General features: G+C 61.2%; 10 protein-coding genes. 2 read left to right on the plus strand and 8 right to left on the minus strand.

Annotated elements, in window-relative coordinates; all coding sequences use genetic code 11:
- The first annotated feature begins 86 nt into the window (after positions 1 to 86).
- Positions 87 to 1,106 carry an energy transducer TonB gene (locus MOP44_RS25735; RefSeq protein WP_260793438.1) on the plus strand — a complete coding sequence of 340 codons (1,020 nt, stop codon included), beginning with the start codon at positions 87 to 89 and terminating at the stop codon, positions 1,104 to 1,106.
- A gap of 85 nt (positions 1,107 to 1,191) precedes the next feature.
- Here the strand turns inward: MOP44_RS25735 and MOP44_RS25740 are convergent, their stop codons facing one another.
- The 6 genes from MOP44_RS25740 to MOP44_RS25765 all read right to left on the minus strand — a co-directional run bounded on the left by MOP44_RS25740 (position 1,192) and on the right by MOP44_RS25765 (position 9,845).
- Entirely contained in the window at positions 1,192 to 1,920 is a 729-nt protein-coding gene (locus tag MOP44_RS25740) for a nucleotidyltransferase family protein (RefSeq protein WP_260793439.1), read from the minus strand.
- Positions 1,917 to 3,368, minus strand: a complete 1,452-nt coding sequence (locus MOP44_RS25745) for a RapZ C-terminal domain-containing protein (RefSeq protein ID WP_260793440.1) — start codon at positions 3,366 to 3,368, stop codon at positions 1,917 to 1,919. Before MOP44_RS25745 ends, MOP44_RS25740 begins: the two co-directional genes overlap by 4 nt.
- A 122-nt stretch (positions 3,369 to 3,490) precedes the next feature.
- A complete protein-coding gene (locus MOP44_RS25750) occupies positions 3,491 to 4,672 on the minus strand; it encodes a VWA domain-containing protein (protein WP_260793441.1) in 1,182 nt (393 codons plus the stop codon).
- Between the two features lie 82 nt (positions 4,673 to 4,754).
- A complete protein-coding gene (locus tag MOP44_RS25755; RefSeq protein ID WP_260793442.1) occupies positions 4,755 to 6,011 on the minus strand; it encodes an MFS transporter in 1,257 nt (418 codons plus the stop codon).
- Between the two features lie 217 nt (positions 6,012 to 6,228).
- Positions 6,229 to 7,818: a hydantoinase B/oxoprolinase family protein gene (locus tag MOP44_RS25760; RefSeq protein WP_260793443.1), complete on the minus strand. Its 1,590-nt coding sequence runs from the start codon at positions 7,816 to 7,818 to the stop codon at positions 6,229 to 6,231.
- Positions 7,815 to 9,845, minus strand: coding sequence for a hydantoinase/oxoprolinase family protein (locus MOP44_RS25765; RefSeq protein ID WP_260793444.1), 2,031 nt, complete (start codon positions 9,843 to 9,845; stop codon positions 7,815 to 7,817). Before MOP44_RS25765 ends, MOP44_RS25760 begins: the two co-directional genes overlap by 4 nt.
- A 155-nt stretch (positions 9,846 to 10,000) precedes the next feature.
- Here MOP44_RS25765 and MOP44_RS25770 point away from each other — a divergent pair, with 155 nt between their 5' ends.
- The gene (locus MOP44_RS25770) at positions 10,001 to 10,915 is read left to right on the plus strand and encodes a D-hexose-6-phosphate mutarotase (protein ID WP_260793445.1); all 915 of its coding nucleotides are present in this window, start codon (positions 10,001 to 10,003) and stop codon (positions 10,913 to 10,915) included.
- Between the two features lie 33 nt (positions 10,916 to 10,948).
- On the opposite strand, the gene MOP44_RS25775 is transcribed toward MOP44_RS25770, so the two are convergent.
- Complete coding sequence (locus tag MOP44_RS25775; protein ID WP_260793446.1) at positions 10,949 to 12,667, minus strand: alpha-L-fucosidase; 1,719 nt, start codon at positions 12,665 to 12,667, stop codon at positions 10,949 to 10,951.
- Positions 12,668 to 13,101: 434 nt separating this feature from the next.
- Positions 13,102 to 15,738 carry an ABC transporter permease gene (locus MOP44_RS25780; protein ID WP_260793447.1) on the minus strand — a complete coding sequence of 879 codons (2,637 nt, stop codon included), beginning with the start codon at positions 15,736 to 15,738 and terminating at the stop codon, positions 13,102 to 13,104.
- Positions 15,739 to 15,851: the final 113 nt, after the last annotated feature.

The raw sequence follows: 15,851 nt of genomic DNA on the forward strand, positions 1-15,851 counted from the left end.
CTTTGCATTTCCCGGGCGGTTAGACTCAGTCACTCTAACCATAGTCCGAAGACAGGGGGCTGCGAGGAAGACTCGCAGGAGACTAAATGAGCAATGGACCAGTAAATCCCGGTACACGCGGCAGGCTCGTCGTTGATAATTCCAGCCGCAGGGCCCAGGCGCCCGGAGCCTACAATCGCTCCAGCCTCGCCTACGATGTCGAAGACTCATACCCCGCAGAGGTGCCGATGCCGCGCCTTGTGCCGGCGCCCGCGGGTGCTGCCGCCATGGTTGGGATCCCCTCGTTCGTCGGCCTTGATACGGCGACGGCGCAGAAAGATCCCACCTCAAAGTGGGTCTCCGCCGTAATCCACGTTGTCGCCATCTCAGGAATTCTGTGGCTTGGCTACAAGGCGAAGACCACCTTCGTGCCCCCGGTGCAGAAGCCCGTCAACATCACGCTCTATGCTCCGGTTCCGCCTCCCAAGGTCCTTCCCGTTGCTCCCAAGATGGGTGGCGGCGGCGGCGGTGGCGCGCATCAAGTCATCGAGCCCACGCGCGGCAATCCGCCCAAAGTGGTCGCGCCTAAGATGACCGTAACGGCACCCCAGATCCTCAAGGTCGACAACCCCAAACTCGCGGCACCGCCCTCTGAGATCGTCAAGATGCCCGAGAACCCGAACCTGCCTAATCTCGGCCTTTCGAACTCGCCGCAGATCGCACTCGCTTCGCAGGGCAAAGGCAGCGGCTCCGGCTTTGGCTCCGGCAGCGGCGGCGGACTCGGCATGGGCCGCGGCATCGGCGCCGGCCCCGGCAGCGGTGGCGGCTATGGCGGCGGTCTCATGAGCGTGGGCGGTGGCGTGAGCGCACCCACCGTCATCCACTCCGTCCAGCCCGACTTCACTGAAGAAGCGCGTCAGGCCGGTTTCCAGGGCAGCGTCGCCATTCAGCTCATCGTCGACGCGCAGGGCAATCCGCAGAACGTGCACGTCACCCGCCATGCCAGCTACGGCATCGATGAGAAAGCCATCGCGGCCGTTCGCCAGTACAAGTTTCGCCCCGCGATGTACCAGGGCCACCCTGTCGCCGTCCAGATCGTCATCGACGTCGACTTCCACCTGCATTGATCATCCCCGCATAAACGAAGAAGAGGAGCCCCCGCGGCTCCTCTTTTTTGCTTTCTGTCCCTTTGTCCCTTGTCCCTCTGTCCCTTCAGCTTTTCAATTCTCTCGCCGCCTCCGCCACATTCTCCGGCTTGCCCAGGTCCCGCCACTGATACGCATCGGCCCGGAACACCAGAATCCTTTCCCCCTCGCCAGCAAGCCGCAGATACGTGGCGATAATCGAGAACGCTCCGTCCTCACTCATCCTCTTGAGCAATCGCGGCGACATAACATGAATCCCTGAAAACGCCAGCGCCTTCGCCTCCGCGCACGTGCGCACCATCTCCGGCACACCATCGCGGGCCGCCCGCCTTCCGCACAACTGCCCTTCTTCATCGAACAGCAGATACCGCGACGTCGTCCGATCCTGCACCGCCAGCGTAGCCAATGCATCCCGATCTGAGTGCGCGCGGGTCAACGCGGTCAGGTCAATCGTGCTCATCACGTCCACGTTGTGCACCAGGAACGGCTCGTCCCGTCCATCTTCCAAAAAGAACCACGCGGCCTTCTTGATCCCGCCGCCCGTATCCAGCAGCTCCTCTTCGCGCGATACCTCGATCCGCATTCCGAAGTTCTGATGCGCGCGCAGATACTCGATCATCATGTCCGCATAGTGATGCACATTTACGATCACCTCGCGCACACCAAACGCCCGCAGTCGCTCCAACGTGATCTCCAGCATCGTGCGGCCGCCAACTTCCACCAGCGCCTTCGGCCGGTCGTTCGTCAGCGGACGCAGCCGTGTCCCTAACCCCGCCGCCAGCACCATGGCCTTCATTTGCCCATCTTCTCCAGCTCGATGTGCCGCACCGCAACTTCAATGCCGTTGTTGGCGAGCAAATGCCTCGCCAGTTGCTCCGCCAGAAACACTGACCGGTGCTGCCCGCCCGTGCACCCAAACGACACCATCAAGCTCTTGAACCCGCGCCTCGTGTATGTCGCCACGCTCGCATCCACCAGCGTTGACGCGCTCGCGAAGAAGCGGTGCACGCTCTCCTGCTGGTTCAGATAATCCATCACCGGCTCGTCCTTGCCAGTCAGCGGTTTGAACCGCTCTTCCCTTCCCGGATTAGGCAAACACCGCGCATCGAATACAAACCCGCCGCCGTTCCCCGAGTCGTCGCTGGGCATCTCGCGATGGAAGGAAAAGCTGAATATCTTCACCTTCAACGTATCCGCTGACGTCGCCAGCGCCTGCAACTTCTCTGAGCCCAACATCCCCTGGAACGCCTCCATTAGTGCCGGCAATGCAATCGGCAACTGCGCGTTATGCGCCAGCCAGCGCAAATTCTTCAGCGCATAAGGAACGCTCTGCAGAAAATGCGCCTTGCGCTCATAAAACCCGCGGAATCCATACGCGCCCAGCGCCTGCATGATGCGCACATACACAAACGCGTAGTAGTGCTCCATAAAGGCATTGCGATCTATGCCGTAGTTCGCAATGCACTCGAGATAGTAGTCCAGCAGCTCCTGCCTGAGCGCCGGCGGCAGATCGGCCTTGCCGTCATAGAGCAGCGAAGCAACGTCATACTGCAGCGCGCCCTTGCGCCCGCCCTGGTAGTCCAGAAAATATGGCAGCCCCTCGCGCAGCATCACATTGCGAGATTGATAATCGCGATACAGAAAATAGTCCCGCGGCGCCGCCAGCAGAAACTTCGTCAGCCGCGCAAAATCATGCTCCAGCGCCTGTTCGCTAAAAGGAGTCCCCGCCAGCCGCAGAAAGTAGTACTTGAAATAATTCAGATCCCACGAGATCGACTGCCTGTCGAAGCTCGCTCGCGGATAGCACACCTTGTAGTTCACATCGCGACCGGCCTCGATCTGAAACCGCGGCAGCGCCGCCACAACTTTGCGATACGCCTCCACTGCCTCCGGCGCAATCGCATCGCCCGCGCGATTCGCACTCAGAAAATCGAACAATGTCGTGTCGCCCAGGTCCTCCAGCAGATACGCGTCTTCGTTCAGCGCCTCGCCATAGATCTCCGGCACCGGCAATCCATGCCGCCGAAAATGCTTCGTGAACTCGAGAAACGCAATATTCTCTTCGCGCACCGCATACTGAATTCCGATCGCCGTAAAGCCGCCGCCGCTCAGCCGAATGATCGCGCGCCCTGAGCCGCCCAGTTGCCCTTGGAGCGGCCGTGCCTGTTCCGCAGCAACGCGGAACTTCTGCTCAAAGAGCCTCTTCAACACATCCATATCGCTTCTTTCCACTTGATTGTTCACTGCTGCTCTTCAAAGACTATCGGCCCAGCTAAACCCACGCAAGGCGCGGTGTCCCGCCTATCGCGAACGCAAAAAGGCCGGCCTCCATCCGGAGACCGGCCTTCCATCCCACTATGAGGACTCTATTGTTGCGGAGCCGCGCTGCTCACCCTCTGCGCCGTCATATTGTTGCGCTGCCCTGGCTTCGCATAGTAGCCCTTGCGGGTACGCACAATCAGGTGCTTGTGATTGGGCGAGGCCGCTTCCACGTGCACAGTCCGATATCCACCCTGCGAAGCCGGCCGCGTCGAGTGATATCCCACCACATACTGGTTGCGGATATCGCGCGCCACTTCCGAAGCAATCTCGTCTACCTGGTCCAGCGACCTCGGGAAGTACGCCAGCCCGCCCGTCTCCGCTGACAGCATCTCCAGGTCGTTGCGCGCCTTGTCGGCTTCCTTCCTGTCCGCGTCATACAGCAGCCCAATCGTGTACACCACCGGGCCGCCCAGGTTTTGCACACGCCGTATCGCCTCTTCCAGCGCCAGTCGCGAAGCGTTATCCGCGCCGTCCGTCACAATCAGCAGTACCTGCTTCGACTGCTTCGCATGGTGCGACAACTCATCCGCCGACGCAGCCACCGCGTCGTACAGCGCCGTCGCCCCGCGTGCGTCAAAATGGTTGATTCCACGCCGCAGCGCCACGCGATCCACCGTGAGCCCCTGGTCGAGATAGGCCTTCTCGTTGAAGTTCACCACAAACGCAGTGCTCCGCGGATGCGACTCATTCAGCAGCTTGTTCGCCGCCGCGTCCACCGCCGTGCGCTTATCCAGCATCGACCCTGAGCTGTCGATCAAAATCCCCATCGACACGGGCAGATCCTGGTGCATGAACGAACTCGTCTGCTGCGGAACGCCGTCCTCAGCAATGCGGAAGTCGTTGCGATTCAGGTCCAGCACCGGCCGGCCCCTATCGTCCACGACCGTGCAGTTCAGCAGCACTTCGTCCACGTCCTCGTGCATCGTGTAGACGCCATCGGACTTCTTCGTGAGCTGACCGGCGGCACCAGGCGCATTTCCCGCCGTAGTCTCCTTTTCGGGAGTGACAATATCCGGCGACGGAATCGGATCGCGGTCCGCGTCGAGCGAAGGCTGAACCTCAGGCTTGGTCGGGTTTTGCATTCCCGGCGGCAGCGCGGCAGGCGCAGCCTGCGCGGACTGCGTGGGCCGATTCTGAGCGGGTGCATTCTGAGCTGCCAGCGGGCACACCCCCGCTAAAGGCAGCGCCAAGGCGGCAAGAGCGAACAATCGAAACGAATTACGCATGTTTTGGGAAAGCATAGGCAGACTTCGAGAACACTGCTTCAATAGGTTTGGATGCAAACCCGCGCCAAAATGCCGTCAGAGGCTATGGCACGGTCTCAATTTCCGCTAGTTCCCTGTAGCGCGTCTCCGGCAGCATCAACACCGCGGCCACCATCACCGCATACGCCGCCCCTGCAAACCACGCAATCGCGGTCCCCAGCGCCATCCGGGCGCTGAAATATCCCACCAGCGTCGGAAACAGCGCCCCCACCGCCCGCCCGAAGTTATAGCTGAACCCCTGCCCCGATCCGCGCAACGACGTCGGAAACAGTTCCGTGAAGAAACTCCCCATCGGGCTGAACGATCCTGACGGAAAGAACCCCAGCGGAAATCCGAGGACCAGCGTCGCAGCATTCCCCAACGGCATCACCATGTAGATGGCAATCGCAGCAAACGACCCCGCCGCAAACACAATCAGCGATGCCCGCCGCCCAATCCGATCCGTCAAATGCGCGCTCGTCAAGTACCCCGCGAACGATCCCGCAATCACAATCAGTAAATACGCGCCCGTCGAAATTACACCCAGCCCGCGCGCCCGCAGATACAGCGGCAGAAACGTATTCACCGCGTAGTACCCGCCCTGCGCTCCCAACGCCACCGCCGAGGCAAGCAGTGTAGTCCGAACCATTGGCGCCGAAAAGATCCTCAGAAAATGAGACGGGTGCACAGCAGGTCGCCGCACAAAAATCTCCGGCTCATGCACATGCCGCTGAATCCAGATCGCCAGCAACGCCGGCAGCAGTCCCACCCAGAACATCGCGCGCCACGCATAACTCTCCGGCAGCAACTTGAACGCAATCGTGTAGAACACAGCTGCAATGGCCCACCCCACGGCCCACCCAGCCTGCGTGGTTCCCACCGCGCGCCCGCGAAATTCCGCGCGAATCCGCTCCCCGATCAGCACCGAACCCACAGCCCATTCGCCGCCGAACCCCAGCCCCTGCAACCCGCGCACCACCAGCAGTTGCTCGAACGAGTTGGTAAACCCGCTCAAAAACGTGAACACCGCAAACCACACAATCGTGAGTTGCAGAATACGCACGCGCCCCCAGCGATCCGCAGCCAGCCCCGCCAGCCATCCACCCAGCGACGAGACAAGCAGCGCCGATGTCCCCAGCCATCCCGCCTGAGCCTTCGTCATGTGCCACAGCACAATCAGCGCCGGCAGCACGAAGCTGTAGACCATCACGTCCATGCCATCCAGCATCCAGCCCGCAAACGTAGCAATCAGCGTGGCCCGCGCCTCGCGATCCAGCCGCGTCAACCACCATCTCTGCTGCTCTTGCGTTTGCTGTTGCATTTGCTGGTATCTGTTCTTTCGGTGATTCCCGGAAAGATTCTGCTTCCACTACAGATTTGTCATCCTGAGGTGCAGGCGAAGGACCCGTTTTGCTCTTGCAGTTAACGCTGTGTTCGCCCCAGGGAGTTGCTCTTCGCCAACACTCATCGCGCTGACTCGCTGACTTGCTGGTCCGCGCAGCGGACGCTGACTTGCTGAACCGAGAACCGTCTCTTCCCTATTCCCTATTCCCTGCCTTCCCCCATCCTCCTCCTCCCGGCGTCTCCACCCTCACCGCGTCCCCCTTTTCCGCATAGACGGATCCCTTCCCGCGCAGCTCAACTTCTGATCCATCCGCCTTGATCCACACCGCACGCCCCTTCGCACCTTCCTCGCCACCCGCCAATCCATACGGCGCAAACTTCCTTCGATCGGCCAGCATAGTCACCTGCGAATCCGCCAGCAGCTCAATCTCCCGCACCAGCCCATCGCCCCCGCGAAACTTCCCTTTACCTCCCGACCCCGCACGATATCCATACCTCCTCACGCGAAACGGATACGCATACTCCAGCGCCTCCACCGGCGTATTCAGCGAATTCGTCATGTGGCAATGCACACCATCAATGCCGTCGGCATTCGGCCGCGCCCCCATCCCGCCCGCAACAGTCTCGTAGTACGCAAACGGCCCACCCGTGCGCGGATCAAGCCCGCCAATCGTCAGATTGCTCATCGTCCCGTAACTCGCCGCCGGCACCCGCTCCGGCGCAGCCTGCGCCAGCGCCCGCAACAGCACATCCGTAATCCTCTGGCTGCACTCCACGTTCCCGCCCGCCACTGCCGCAGGAGGAACCACATTCACAATCGTCCCCACCGGCGCCTTCACCGTCACCGGATACATCACACCCGCCGTCGCCGGCGCATCCTCCGCCAGCAGACACCGCAGCACATAAAAACACGCCGACCACGTAATCGGATACACCGCATTCACCGCTCCCCGCACCTGCGGCGACGATCCGTTGAAATCAATCTCCACCGACCCCGCTTCCGGATCGAACGTCATCTTCACCGCAATCCGGATCGGTGCGTCTGTGACCCCATCGTCATCCAGAAAATCCTCCGCAACGAACGTGCCAGCGGGCATGGACCGCAACTCCGCCCGCATCAGCCGCTCTGAATAAGCGACAAGTTCTCCTGCCAGTTCCTCCACCTTCGCGAGACCGTACTTCTCCACCACTTCCAGAATCCGTCTCTCACCCACGCGGCACGCGCCAAGCTGCGCTGCCAAATCGCCTTCCCGCTCCTCCGGCGTCCGCACATTCGCCAGCAACAGCGACAGCACCCCGCGTTCCATCTCACCGCGCCGCATCAGCAGCACAGGAGGAATCCGAATTCCTTCCTGGTAAATCTCCTGCGCCGGCCCCATCGACCCCGCATACATCCCGCCCACATCCGCATGATGTGCACGCGCGGCCGCATAGAAGGCAGGCTTGCTTCCGCCGCCAACAAACACCGGCAGCACCAGCGTGATATCCGGCAAATGCGTCCCGCCCGCATAAGGATCGTTCAGGATCGCGACATCGCCTTCCTCCATCCGCACCGCATCCACCGCCGCCTTCACACTCATCGGCATCGCGCCCAGGTGCACCGGCATGTGATCGCCCATTGCGATCACGCGCTCTTCTGCGTCAAACAGCGCGCATGAATAATCCCGCCGCTCCTTGATATTTGGCGAGATCGCCGTCCTCCGCAGCGCCGCACCCATCTCCTCCGCAATCGAGTGCATACTGCTCTGAAAGATCGCCAGCTCTACTGGATCAACACTCTTCATGCGCGCACCTCGATCACCAGATTCCGCAACTCATCCACCCGCAGCACATCGCCCCTCGGCACCACAGTCGCCGAACTGTACTCCGTCACAATCGCTGGCCCGACAAACACATCCCCCGCCCGCAACCGCTCGCGATCGTACACACCCGTCGCAACCCACTCGCCCTCAAAGTACACATCGCGCGTCGACACCAGCGCATGCCCTCCATCACCCTCATGCACCTTTTCGCGCATCTGCTCGAATGCAGGCGCGGGTGCAACCATCCGCACCCGCACATTCACAATCTCCACCGGCCGCTCAGCGCTTGCAAATCCGTACCGCCGCTCATGCAGTCGATGAAACTCTTCCGCCATCGATTTACCGAACGGCACATTCAACTCATACCCCTGGCCGCGATAACGCAAATCGCACGACCTCTGACTGACTCCCTCCAGTCCCTCGCGCTCGAACTCCTCGCGCCCCCCGCGCTCCATCTCCGTGAACACAGCGTCGATCTCCGCACCCAGCGGCAGCATCACGGTCCGCGAATACTCGCGCATCGTATCCGCGAGCAGAATTCCCACGGCCGACAGCGCACCCGGAAGCATCGGCACCAGCACCCGCGGGACCCGTAGCGCGCGCGCCAGCGCGCACGCATGCACCGGCCCGCCACCGCCAAATGCCACCAGCGCAAAATCTCGCGGATCGAACCCGCGCTCAATTGAGATCACGCGAATCGCCTTCGCCATCTCCGTCTCAATCACGCGCAGAATCCCCGCCGCGAACGCCTCGACACTCGCGAGCGGCCCCTTTGCCTGCTCCATGAAATGGCGCGTGCGTTCCAGATCGAGTTTGACCGCACCCCCCAGAAAGCTCTCCGTATCCAGCCTTCCCAGAATCAAGTTCGCATCCGTCACCGTCGGCAGCTCGCCGCGCCCGTAGCAGATCGGCCCCGGCATCGCGCCCGCCGATTCCGGACCCACGCGCAGCATCCCGCCTGCATCAAACCGCGCCAGGGATCCGCCGCCCGCACCCGCCGTGTGAATATCGAGCATCGGAACGCCCAGCGGCACGCCTGACACCACCGACTCGTTGCTGATCCGCAGCCCGCCCGCGCCCGCATCCACCAGGCACACATCGGTCGATGTCCCGCCCATGTCAAACCCGATAATCCGCTCGAACCCCGCGGCACTCGCCAGTTTGTAAGCGCCCACCACACCACCCGCCGGCCCAGACAGCACCGTGCGCACCGGCTCCTCCGCCGCCACCCGCGCCGAAATGATCCCGCCCGACGACTGCATCACCTCCAGCCTCGAGCCCAACCTCGACCAGGAAATCGCACACGAACTCGCCTCCCCTTCAATCGCACCCGCCAGCTTGCCCAGGTACCTCCCCACCAGTGGCGCCAGATACGCATTCGCCACCACCGTCGAACCGCGCTCATACTCGCGAAATTCCGGCAGAATCTTGTGTGACAAACTCAGCGGCAATCCAAGCCCGTCCAGCGCCGCCGCCACCGTGCGTTCATTGGCATCATTCGCAAACGAGAACAGCAGTGATAACGCAATCGCATCCACACCGGCCGCGCGCACTCGCTCCACCAGTCGCTTCAACTGCTCCTTAGAAGGAACCCGCAACCGCTCGCCTTCCGCGCTCGTCCGCTCCTCCACTCCGAATCGCAACCCCGCCGGCACAAGGCACACTGGCGCCGGCTGGAACCAGTCATACAGCTTCGCCCTTGCCTGTCTTCCAATCGCAATCGTGTCTTCGAATCCCGCCGTCGTCACAAACGCCACGCGCGCGCCTTTGCGCTCCAGCATCGCGTTCGTCCCCACCGTGGTCCCATGCCGAACCACCACGGCGCCCCTCACACCCAACTCGCGCAACCCGTTCAGCACCGACTCGCCCGGATCCCGCGGCGTCGAAAACACCTTCAGCGCCACCAGCTTCCCCTCGCGCAGCATCACGCAGTCGGTAAACGTCCCGCCCGTATCAATCGCCACGCGCTCCATCGCCGCCTCTGCGTTCCCTGGTGACTCCCCTACCAAACTCCCTCCTCTACCCCACTCCGACCACTGATCAAGGTAATCACATCCCTCTCATCCGCGTACCTAAACCTCGTAGCCACGACAACCGGTCCCATCGCCCGTCGTCCTACTCCCTATTCCCTGTTCCCTGTTCCCTGTATTCTGTCCCTGCCCCTATGGAACCTCTCTCCCACATCGACGCACTCAACCACCGCTTCGGCATCGACGGCATCGCGCAAATCGTCTCCGGCAAGGGCGGTCTCCCCGTCGTCCAAATCACCAGCCCCGCCGCCCATGCGGAAGTCTCCCTCTATGGCGCGCAGGTTCTCAGCTGGCGACCCGCCGGCCAGGAAGAAGTCCTCTTCCTCAGCAAGCAGTCGCACTTCGAATCCGGCAAAGCCATCCGCGGCGGCATTCCCGTCTGCTTCCCTTGGTTCCGGGCTAAGGCCGACAACCCGAAAGCCCCCACCCACGGATTCGTCCGCACCCGCGAGTGGCGTCTCGACTCGCTCAGCGTCGACGATGACGGCTCCGTCACCCTGGTCTGCCTCACCTCCAGCGACGACTCCACCCGCGCCCTCTGGCGTCACGACTTCCTCGTCGCCTACCGCATCCGCATCGCCTCGACGCTCCGCCTCGAACTCAGCGTCATGAACCGCGGCACAAGCCCGCTCCGATTCGAAGAAGCCCTGCACTCCTACTTCCGCGTCGGCGACATCCACCAGGCCCGCGTCCACGGACTCGATGCCGTCACCTACCTCGACAACACTGACGGCAATAAGTCCAAGCGCCAGGACGGCTCCCTCGCCCTCGCGGCCCCTACTGACAACGCCTACATCGACACCGAAGCGCCGGCCGAGATCCTCGATCCAGTCCTCCACCGCCGCCTACGCACCGAGAAGCTTCACTCCTCCACCACCATCGTGTGGAACCCCTGGCAGCAAGGCGCCGCAGCTCTCTCCGACCTCGGCAACGACGAGTGGCAGCACATGCTCTGCGTTGAAGCTGGCAACATCCTTAGCGCCGCCGTCTCCCTCGCCCCCGGCGAAGAACACACCATGCGCTCCACTCTCTCCATCCATCCCGAATAGATTTGCCGCACGGGGAACCAAAGAGCTCCGTGTCTACTCCGGCCGCCCGCATGCGCACGACGGATTTCCTGAATCCGTATACGTGTCCGCATTCGTCTTCAGTCCCGTGATCTTCAGCACGAATGCCTCATGGGCTTGCGTCGGTGCGGACAGGCTCACGACCAGTCCCGAAGCATCCTGCTTGAACCGCTGCGGTTCGCCTCCCAGCAGCGTCACAGAGTGGACAGATCCCGCGGGTCCACCCTGCGGCAGTGAACTGATAGTGACGTTGCTCCCACCGCTCTTGCCCATCACGATCGCAAACAGATCATCCTTCTTCACCGTGAAGTAGATGTGGTCCTGGCCCTTCTCCTCGAACTTGGTCCAGGCGTGGGTATCGTAGATCGCCTCGCCGTTGGTATCGAGCCATTTGCCGAGGGCCAGGAGGGTATCCTGCTGATCCTGAGGAATGGTTCCATCCGCCTTAGGCGAGACATTCAGCAGCAGTGTGCCGTTCTTGCTTACTGTGTCCACCAGCCACCCAATCACTGTCTCGGGTGAATTGGCCTTGAGCCCCTCCACGTACCCCCAGCTATTCGTGCCGATCGGCCGGTCCACAACCCACGAGCCGTTGCGGATGCCGTCCGGCGGCCCTCCTTCAAAATCCAGAATGGAGGCGATCGTTTTCGTATTCGTTCCGGAGGGCGCGAACGCTGCTTTCTTGGTGGTGAATGAGACCTCTTTGCCCCAGCTCTTCGCGCGGTTGTAATAGTAAGCGGCAAGCTCCAGCTTCAACGGATCAATGTGCCGCTGGTCCACGCCGTTATCGAAGTAGATGAGGTCGGGCTGGTACTTGTCGATGAGTTCCACATTGCGCTCATACCAGTTCACCAGGAAGCGCTTCATAGCCGCATTGCTGCGGTCTGCGTAGTTGTAGAAGTCAGCCCACTTCGGATCGTACAGGTCGACCTTTTCGGCCTTCATTTTCTCGGCTAGTTCATGCGGAGGATTGATGAACTCGAAGTTTTCGATCCCGTGATTCGCCACTCCCAGCTTCATTCCGTGCTTCCGCACGGCCACAGCGAGTTCGCCAATGATGTCCCGCTTCGGCCCCATCTGCATGGAGTTGAACGGCGTCACCTTGCTATCCCACATGGCGAAGTTCTCGTGGTGCTGAGCACCAGGCATCACGTATTGGGCGCCTGCCTTCTTGAACAGCGTTGCCCAGGCATCGGCATCAAAATGCTCCGCCTTGAACATGGGGATGAAGTCCTTGTATCCGAACTTCTCCGGTGGCCCAAAGTGCTGTGTGTGCCATGCGCGCGTGCTGTTTGGACCGTCATTGGCTTTGAGAGCGAAGTCGTTCCCACCGAGCACCTTCAGCACACTGTCATCCCCGCCCGCATAGAGGAACTTCTCGTACCACTCATTGCCGTGCGCCGGCACTGAGAAGATGCCAAAGTGCATGAAGATACCGAGCTTCGCTCCTCTGAACCAGGCCGGAACCTTGTAGTTCTCCTGGAGCGACTCCCATGTTGGCTTCACCGGTCCGGGAGCCATCGGCGTCGGGATCTGCTTGACCGCGTCTTCCACCACACGCTGGCTCGTCTCCGGAGCCATATCGAACCCCAGGCTATTCCCACCCTCGCCTGCACACTGCGCTGTCAGGTACCCGGAAGAACTCATCAGCACAGAACAGGCGATCACCAGAATTGCGCACCTCGCCGTGCCCATGCCCGCCTTCGAATTCCGATAACGAATAAAGTCGCTCATTTTGACTGACCTTTGCTTGGAAAAGAGTGAGGAGATTACACGCTTTTGCGCATGCATTTCTCCGGGTTGAAGAAGGCATTGAAATGCCGGAGCCCCCTCCGCGTTGACGACACAGAAATATCTCAATGGATGGCGCCTTCGCTTGGGCAGAGCCAACTGCAATAGTAAACGGGGACATTGCCAGGAGCCGCGCATCGGCTTGCGCGTTATCGCGAATGCACCCATCGAGCGACTCGGCCGGGTTCTTCACCTGTCGCAGCCCCTCATCGAATGCCAGTTCGTTACCCAGAGAGGGGCGACTACTCGCCGCGAACTAGTCAATGAGCGGGTATGGGCTGTTCACGTCAACACACAACGAAGATCCACTTTGTGGAGATCAGTTTGTGGCCGGTGGAATCCGCTTACCCTTCTTGCCATCGAGTCCGACCTGCTGCTCACAGTTCGCGAATCGCACTCACGGGGTTCCGGCGCATCGCTCGACGCGCGGGAAGATAGCATGCCAGCAACGACATTGCTCCCAGGAGCATGACGACGGATACGACGGTGACGGGATCGTTGGCTCCGATTCCGTACAACAGCCGGGCGATGAAACGTGTCAGTGCCAACGCGAACGCCAATCCCAGCGCAAGCCCGATGCCTGTGAGACCCAATCCCTGCAGCAGCACGAGTCTCAGCACATCCACGCGTGAAGCGCCCAGAGCCATTCGCACTCCGATCTCGTGGGTGCGCATCTGGGTTCGATAGGCCACGACTCCGTAGATTCCGGTTGCCGCGAGAACCAGCCCGATCAGAGCGAACATGCCCGCCAGGGTGCTCTCGATTACGGCGAAGCTGCTCGCCAACTGGGTGGTCTCTCGCATGGGCCGCACGTCGAAAACCGGCAGCCGTGTATCGATTGTGTGGATGGCGTTTTCCACCGCAGGCGCCAGGTCGGCCGGATTTCCCTCGGTCTTCACCTGCACGATCGTCTCGTACCCCGCCTGAAAAAAGCTCATATACACCATAGGTTCCGGTGACTCATTCATTAACATATGTATCGAATTTTTCGCGACGCCTACTACCGTGAAAGGGCGGCCCCACACCATGAGTTTCTTTCCCAGCGGATCCTGCCCTGGCCAGTAGCGCCTCGCAGCGGTCTGATCTACGATCATTACCCTCGGAGCCTTTTCACCGTCATCCGGTGTAAACTCGCGTCCTTCCAAAATGGGTATTCGTAGGGATTCGAAGTACCGCGGGCCCACCTCGGCGTGGTACACCTCCAAAGATTCGTGGGGATGTGGCACATATCCTTCCGGATACGCATCGTCCCCCTTGTGGCTAAGGCTCATCGGAATCCAGTCCGTAAACGACGCAACCTTCACGCCGGGCAGTACCGACACGCGATCCAAAATCTTATGACGGATCAGCTGTTCCTCGTCGCCGCTGTAGCCGGCGATATTCAGACCCACGGACGCAGTGAGAATGTGGTCCTGCTCAAATCCGGGATTCGCGCCGGCGAGGTTCCTCAGTGTTCGCAGCAGTAGCCCGGAGCACAACAGCAGAGGGAGTGAAAGCGCGATTTGCGCCACCACCAGCGCGCTGAGCAACCTCCGGTTACGTGAGCCGCCGGAGATACTTCCGGACTCAGCCTTGAGTACCTCAATGGCCGGAGCGTGCGACGAACGCCAGGCAGGGAGCGCGCCGCAGAATATGCCGGCCAACAGCGAAAACACCGCAATCCCGATCACCACGTTGTGGTCCATTCTCCCGTTCAGGGTGGTAGGACCCGAGCTCGCCCGAAAGAACCATGCAAATGTCTTCGATGTCCACGTTGTCAACGCGAGGGCCCCGGCTCCTGCGACGATGGAAAGCATCACGCCCTCCAGCACCATCTGCCGCACCAGTTGCATGCGATTCGCCCCGAGCGACTGCCGGATTGCAAGCTCACGCCGCCGGGATACAAATCGCACCAGGGTGAGGGTCGCAACGTTCGCGCTGGTCAGCAACAGCACCACAGCAGCGAAGGCCAGCAGGATGGGCAACGTCGCCGCCATGAATCCGTTGGCGCCGAATGGCGAGCGCCACATGGGATCCAGTGATATCCGGTTCTCGCCCAGATGATCATTCGGGTACGCCGCCACAATGTGTTGCATCAGTGTGTCGAGATCCTGGGCTGCCTGGTCACGGCTCACTCCCGGCCGCAATCTTCCTATTACGTTCAGCCAGACCGCACCACCACTGCGATGGGTCATCCGCCACGCACTCGTCCCGAGCGGATCGAGCGTTATCCACAGATCGTCACGCAGCCCGGGCATTGCTCCTACAAACCCCTCCGGCGCCACACCGATCACGGTCACAGGATGCCGGGCGATCTCGATCGACTTACCCACAATTGCCGGGTCTGCGGCATAACGCATCTTCCAGACCGAGTAACCCAGGACGACGTTGGGAACGGCATCTGGACGCGTCTCTTCTTCAGGCAGAAAGAAACGTCCCAGCACCGGCTTGATGCCGAGCACGTCGAAGTAGTTCGCCGTCACGTTCGCAATATAGGCGCGCTCCGGCTGCGCTCCCCCAGTCAGCGTGGTCCAATCATGATGAAAGGCAAGCATTCCGGAGAGGCTATGATTCTGCTCGCGCAGATCGCGATAGTCGAGATACGAGAAAGGCGGAACCGGAGAGAAGTTACGTTCCCCCCGCTGCAGGCTCACAAGATCTCCTGTGTCCCGCGCGCCCGGAATCGGACGCAACATCGTGCCGTCAATCCAGCTAAATACGGTGCTGTTGGCGCAGATGGCTACCGTGAGCATCACTGTCGCGGTGATCGTAAAGCCGGGACTCTTGCGCAGCTGTCGCAACGCATAGCGAACATCCCGGCCCAGTTGTTCAAACCAGCCCCGGCCCCACATCTCGCGCGTCACGTCCTGCACTAGTGGAACGTTTCCGAACTCCCTCGACGCAGCTTGTCGCGCTGCCTCCGGCGTCTCGCCACGCTCCACTCGATCGGCAATCGCCATCTGCAGGTGCGCATCGATCTCTTCCTGCAACTCGCGCTTGCGCCGCTGAAAACCGAAGCTCGGAAACCAACTCACGACTCACTCTCCTCCGGCTTGACGTACATCACCGAACCAATCGCCTCGACAATCCGCTCCCATCGGCCCAGCATTATGGTTTGTTGATAGCCGAAAGGCTCTTATTCCCACTC

It is taken from the genome of Occallatibacter riparius (assembly GCF_025264625.1).
Classification (GTDB): Bacteria; Acidobacteriota; Terriglobia; order Terriglobales; family Acidobacteriaceae; genus Telmatobacter; species Telmatobacter riparius.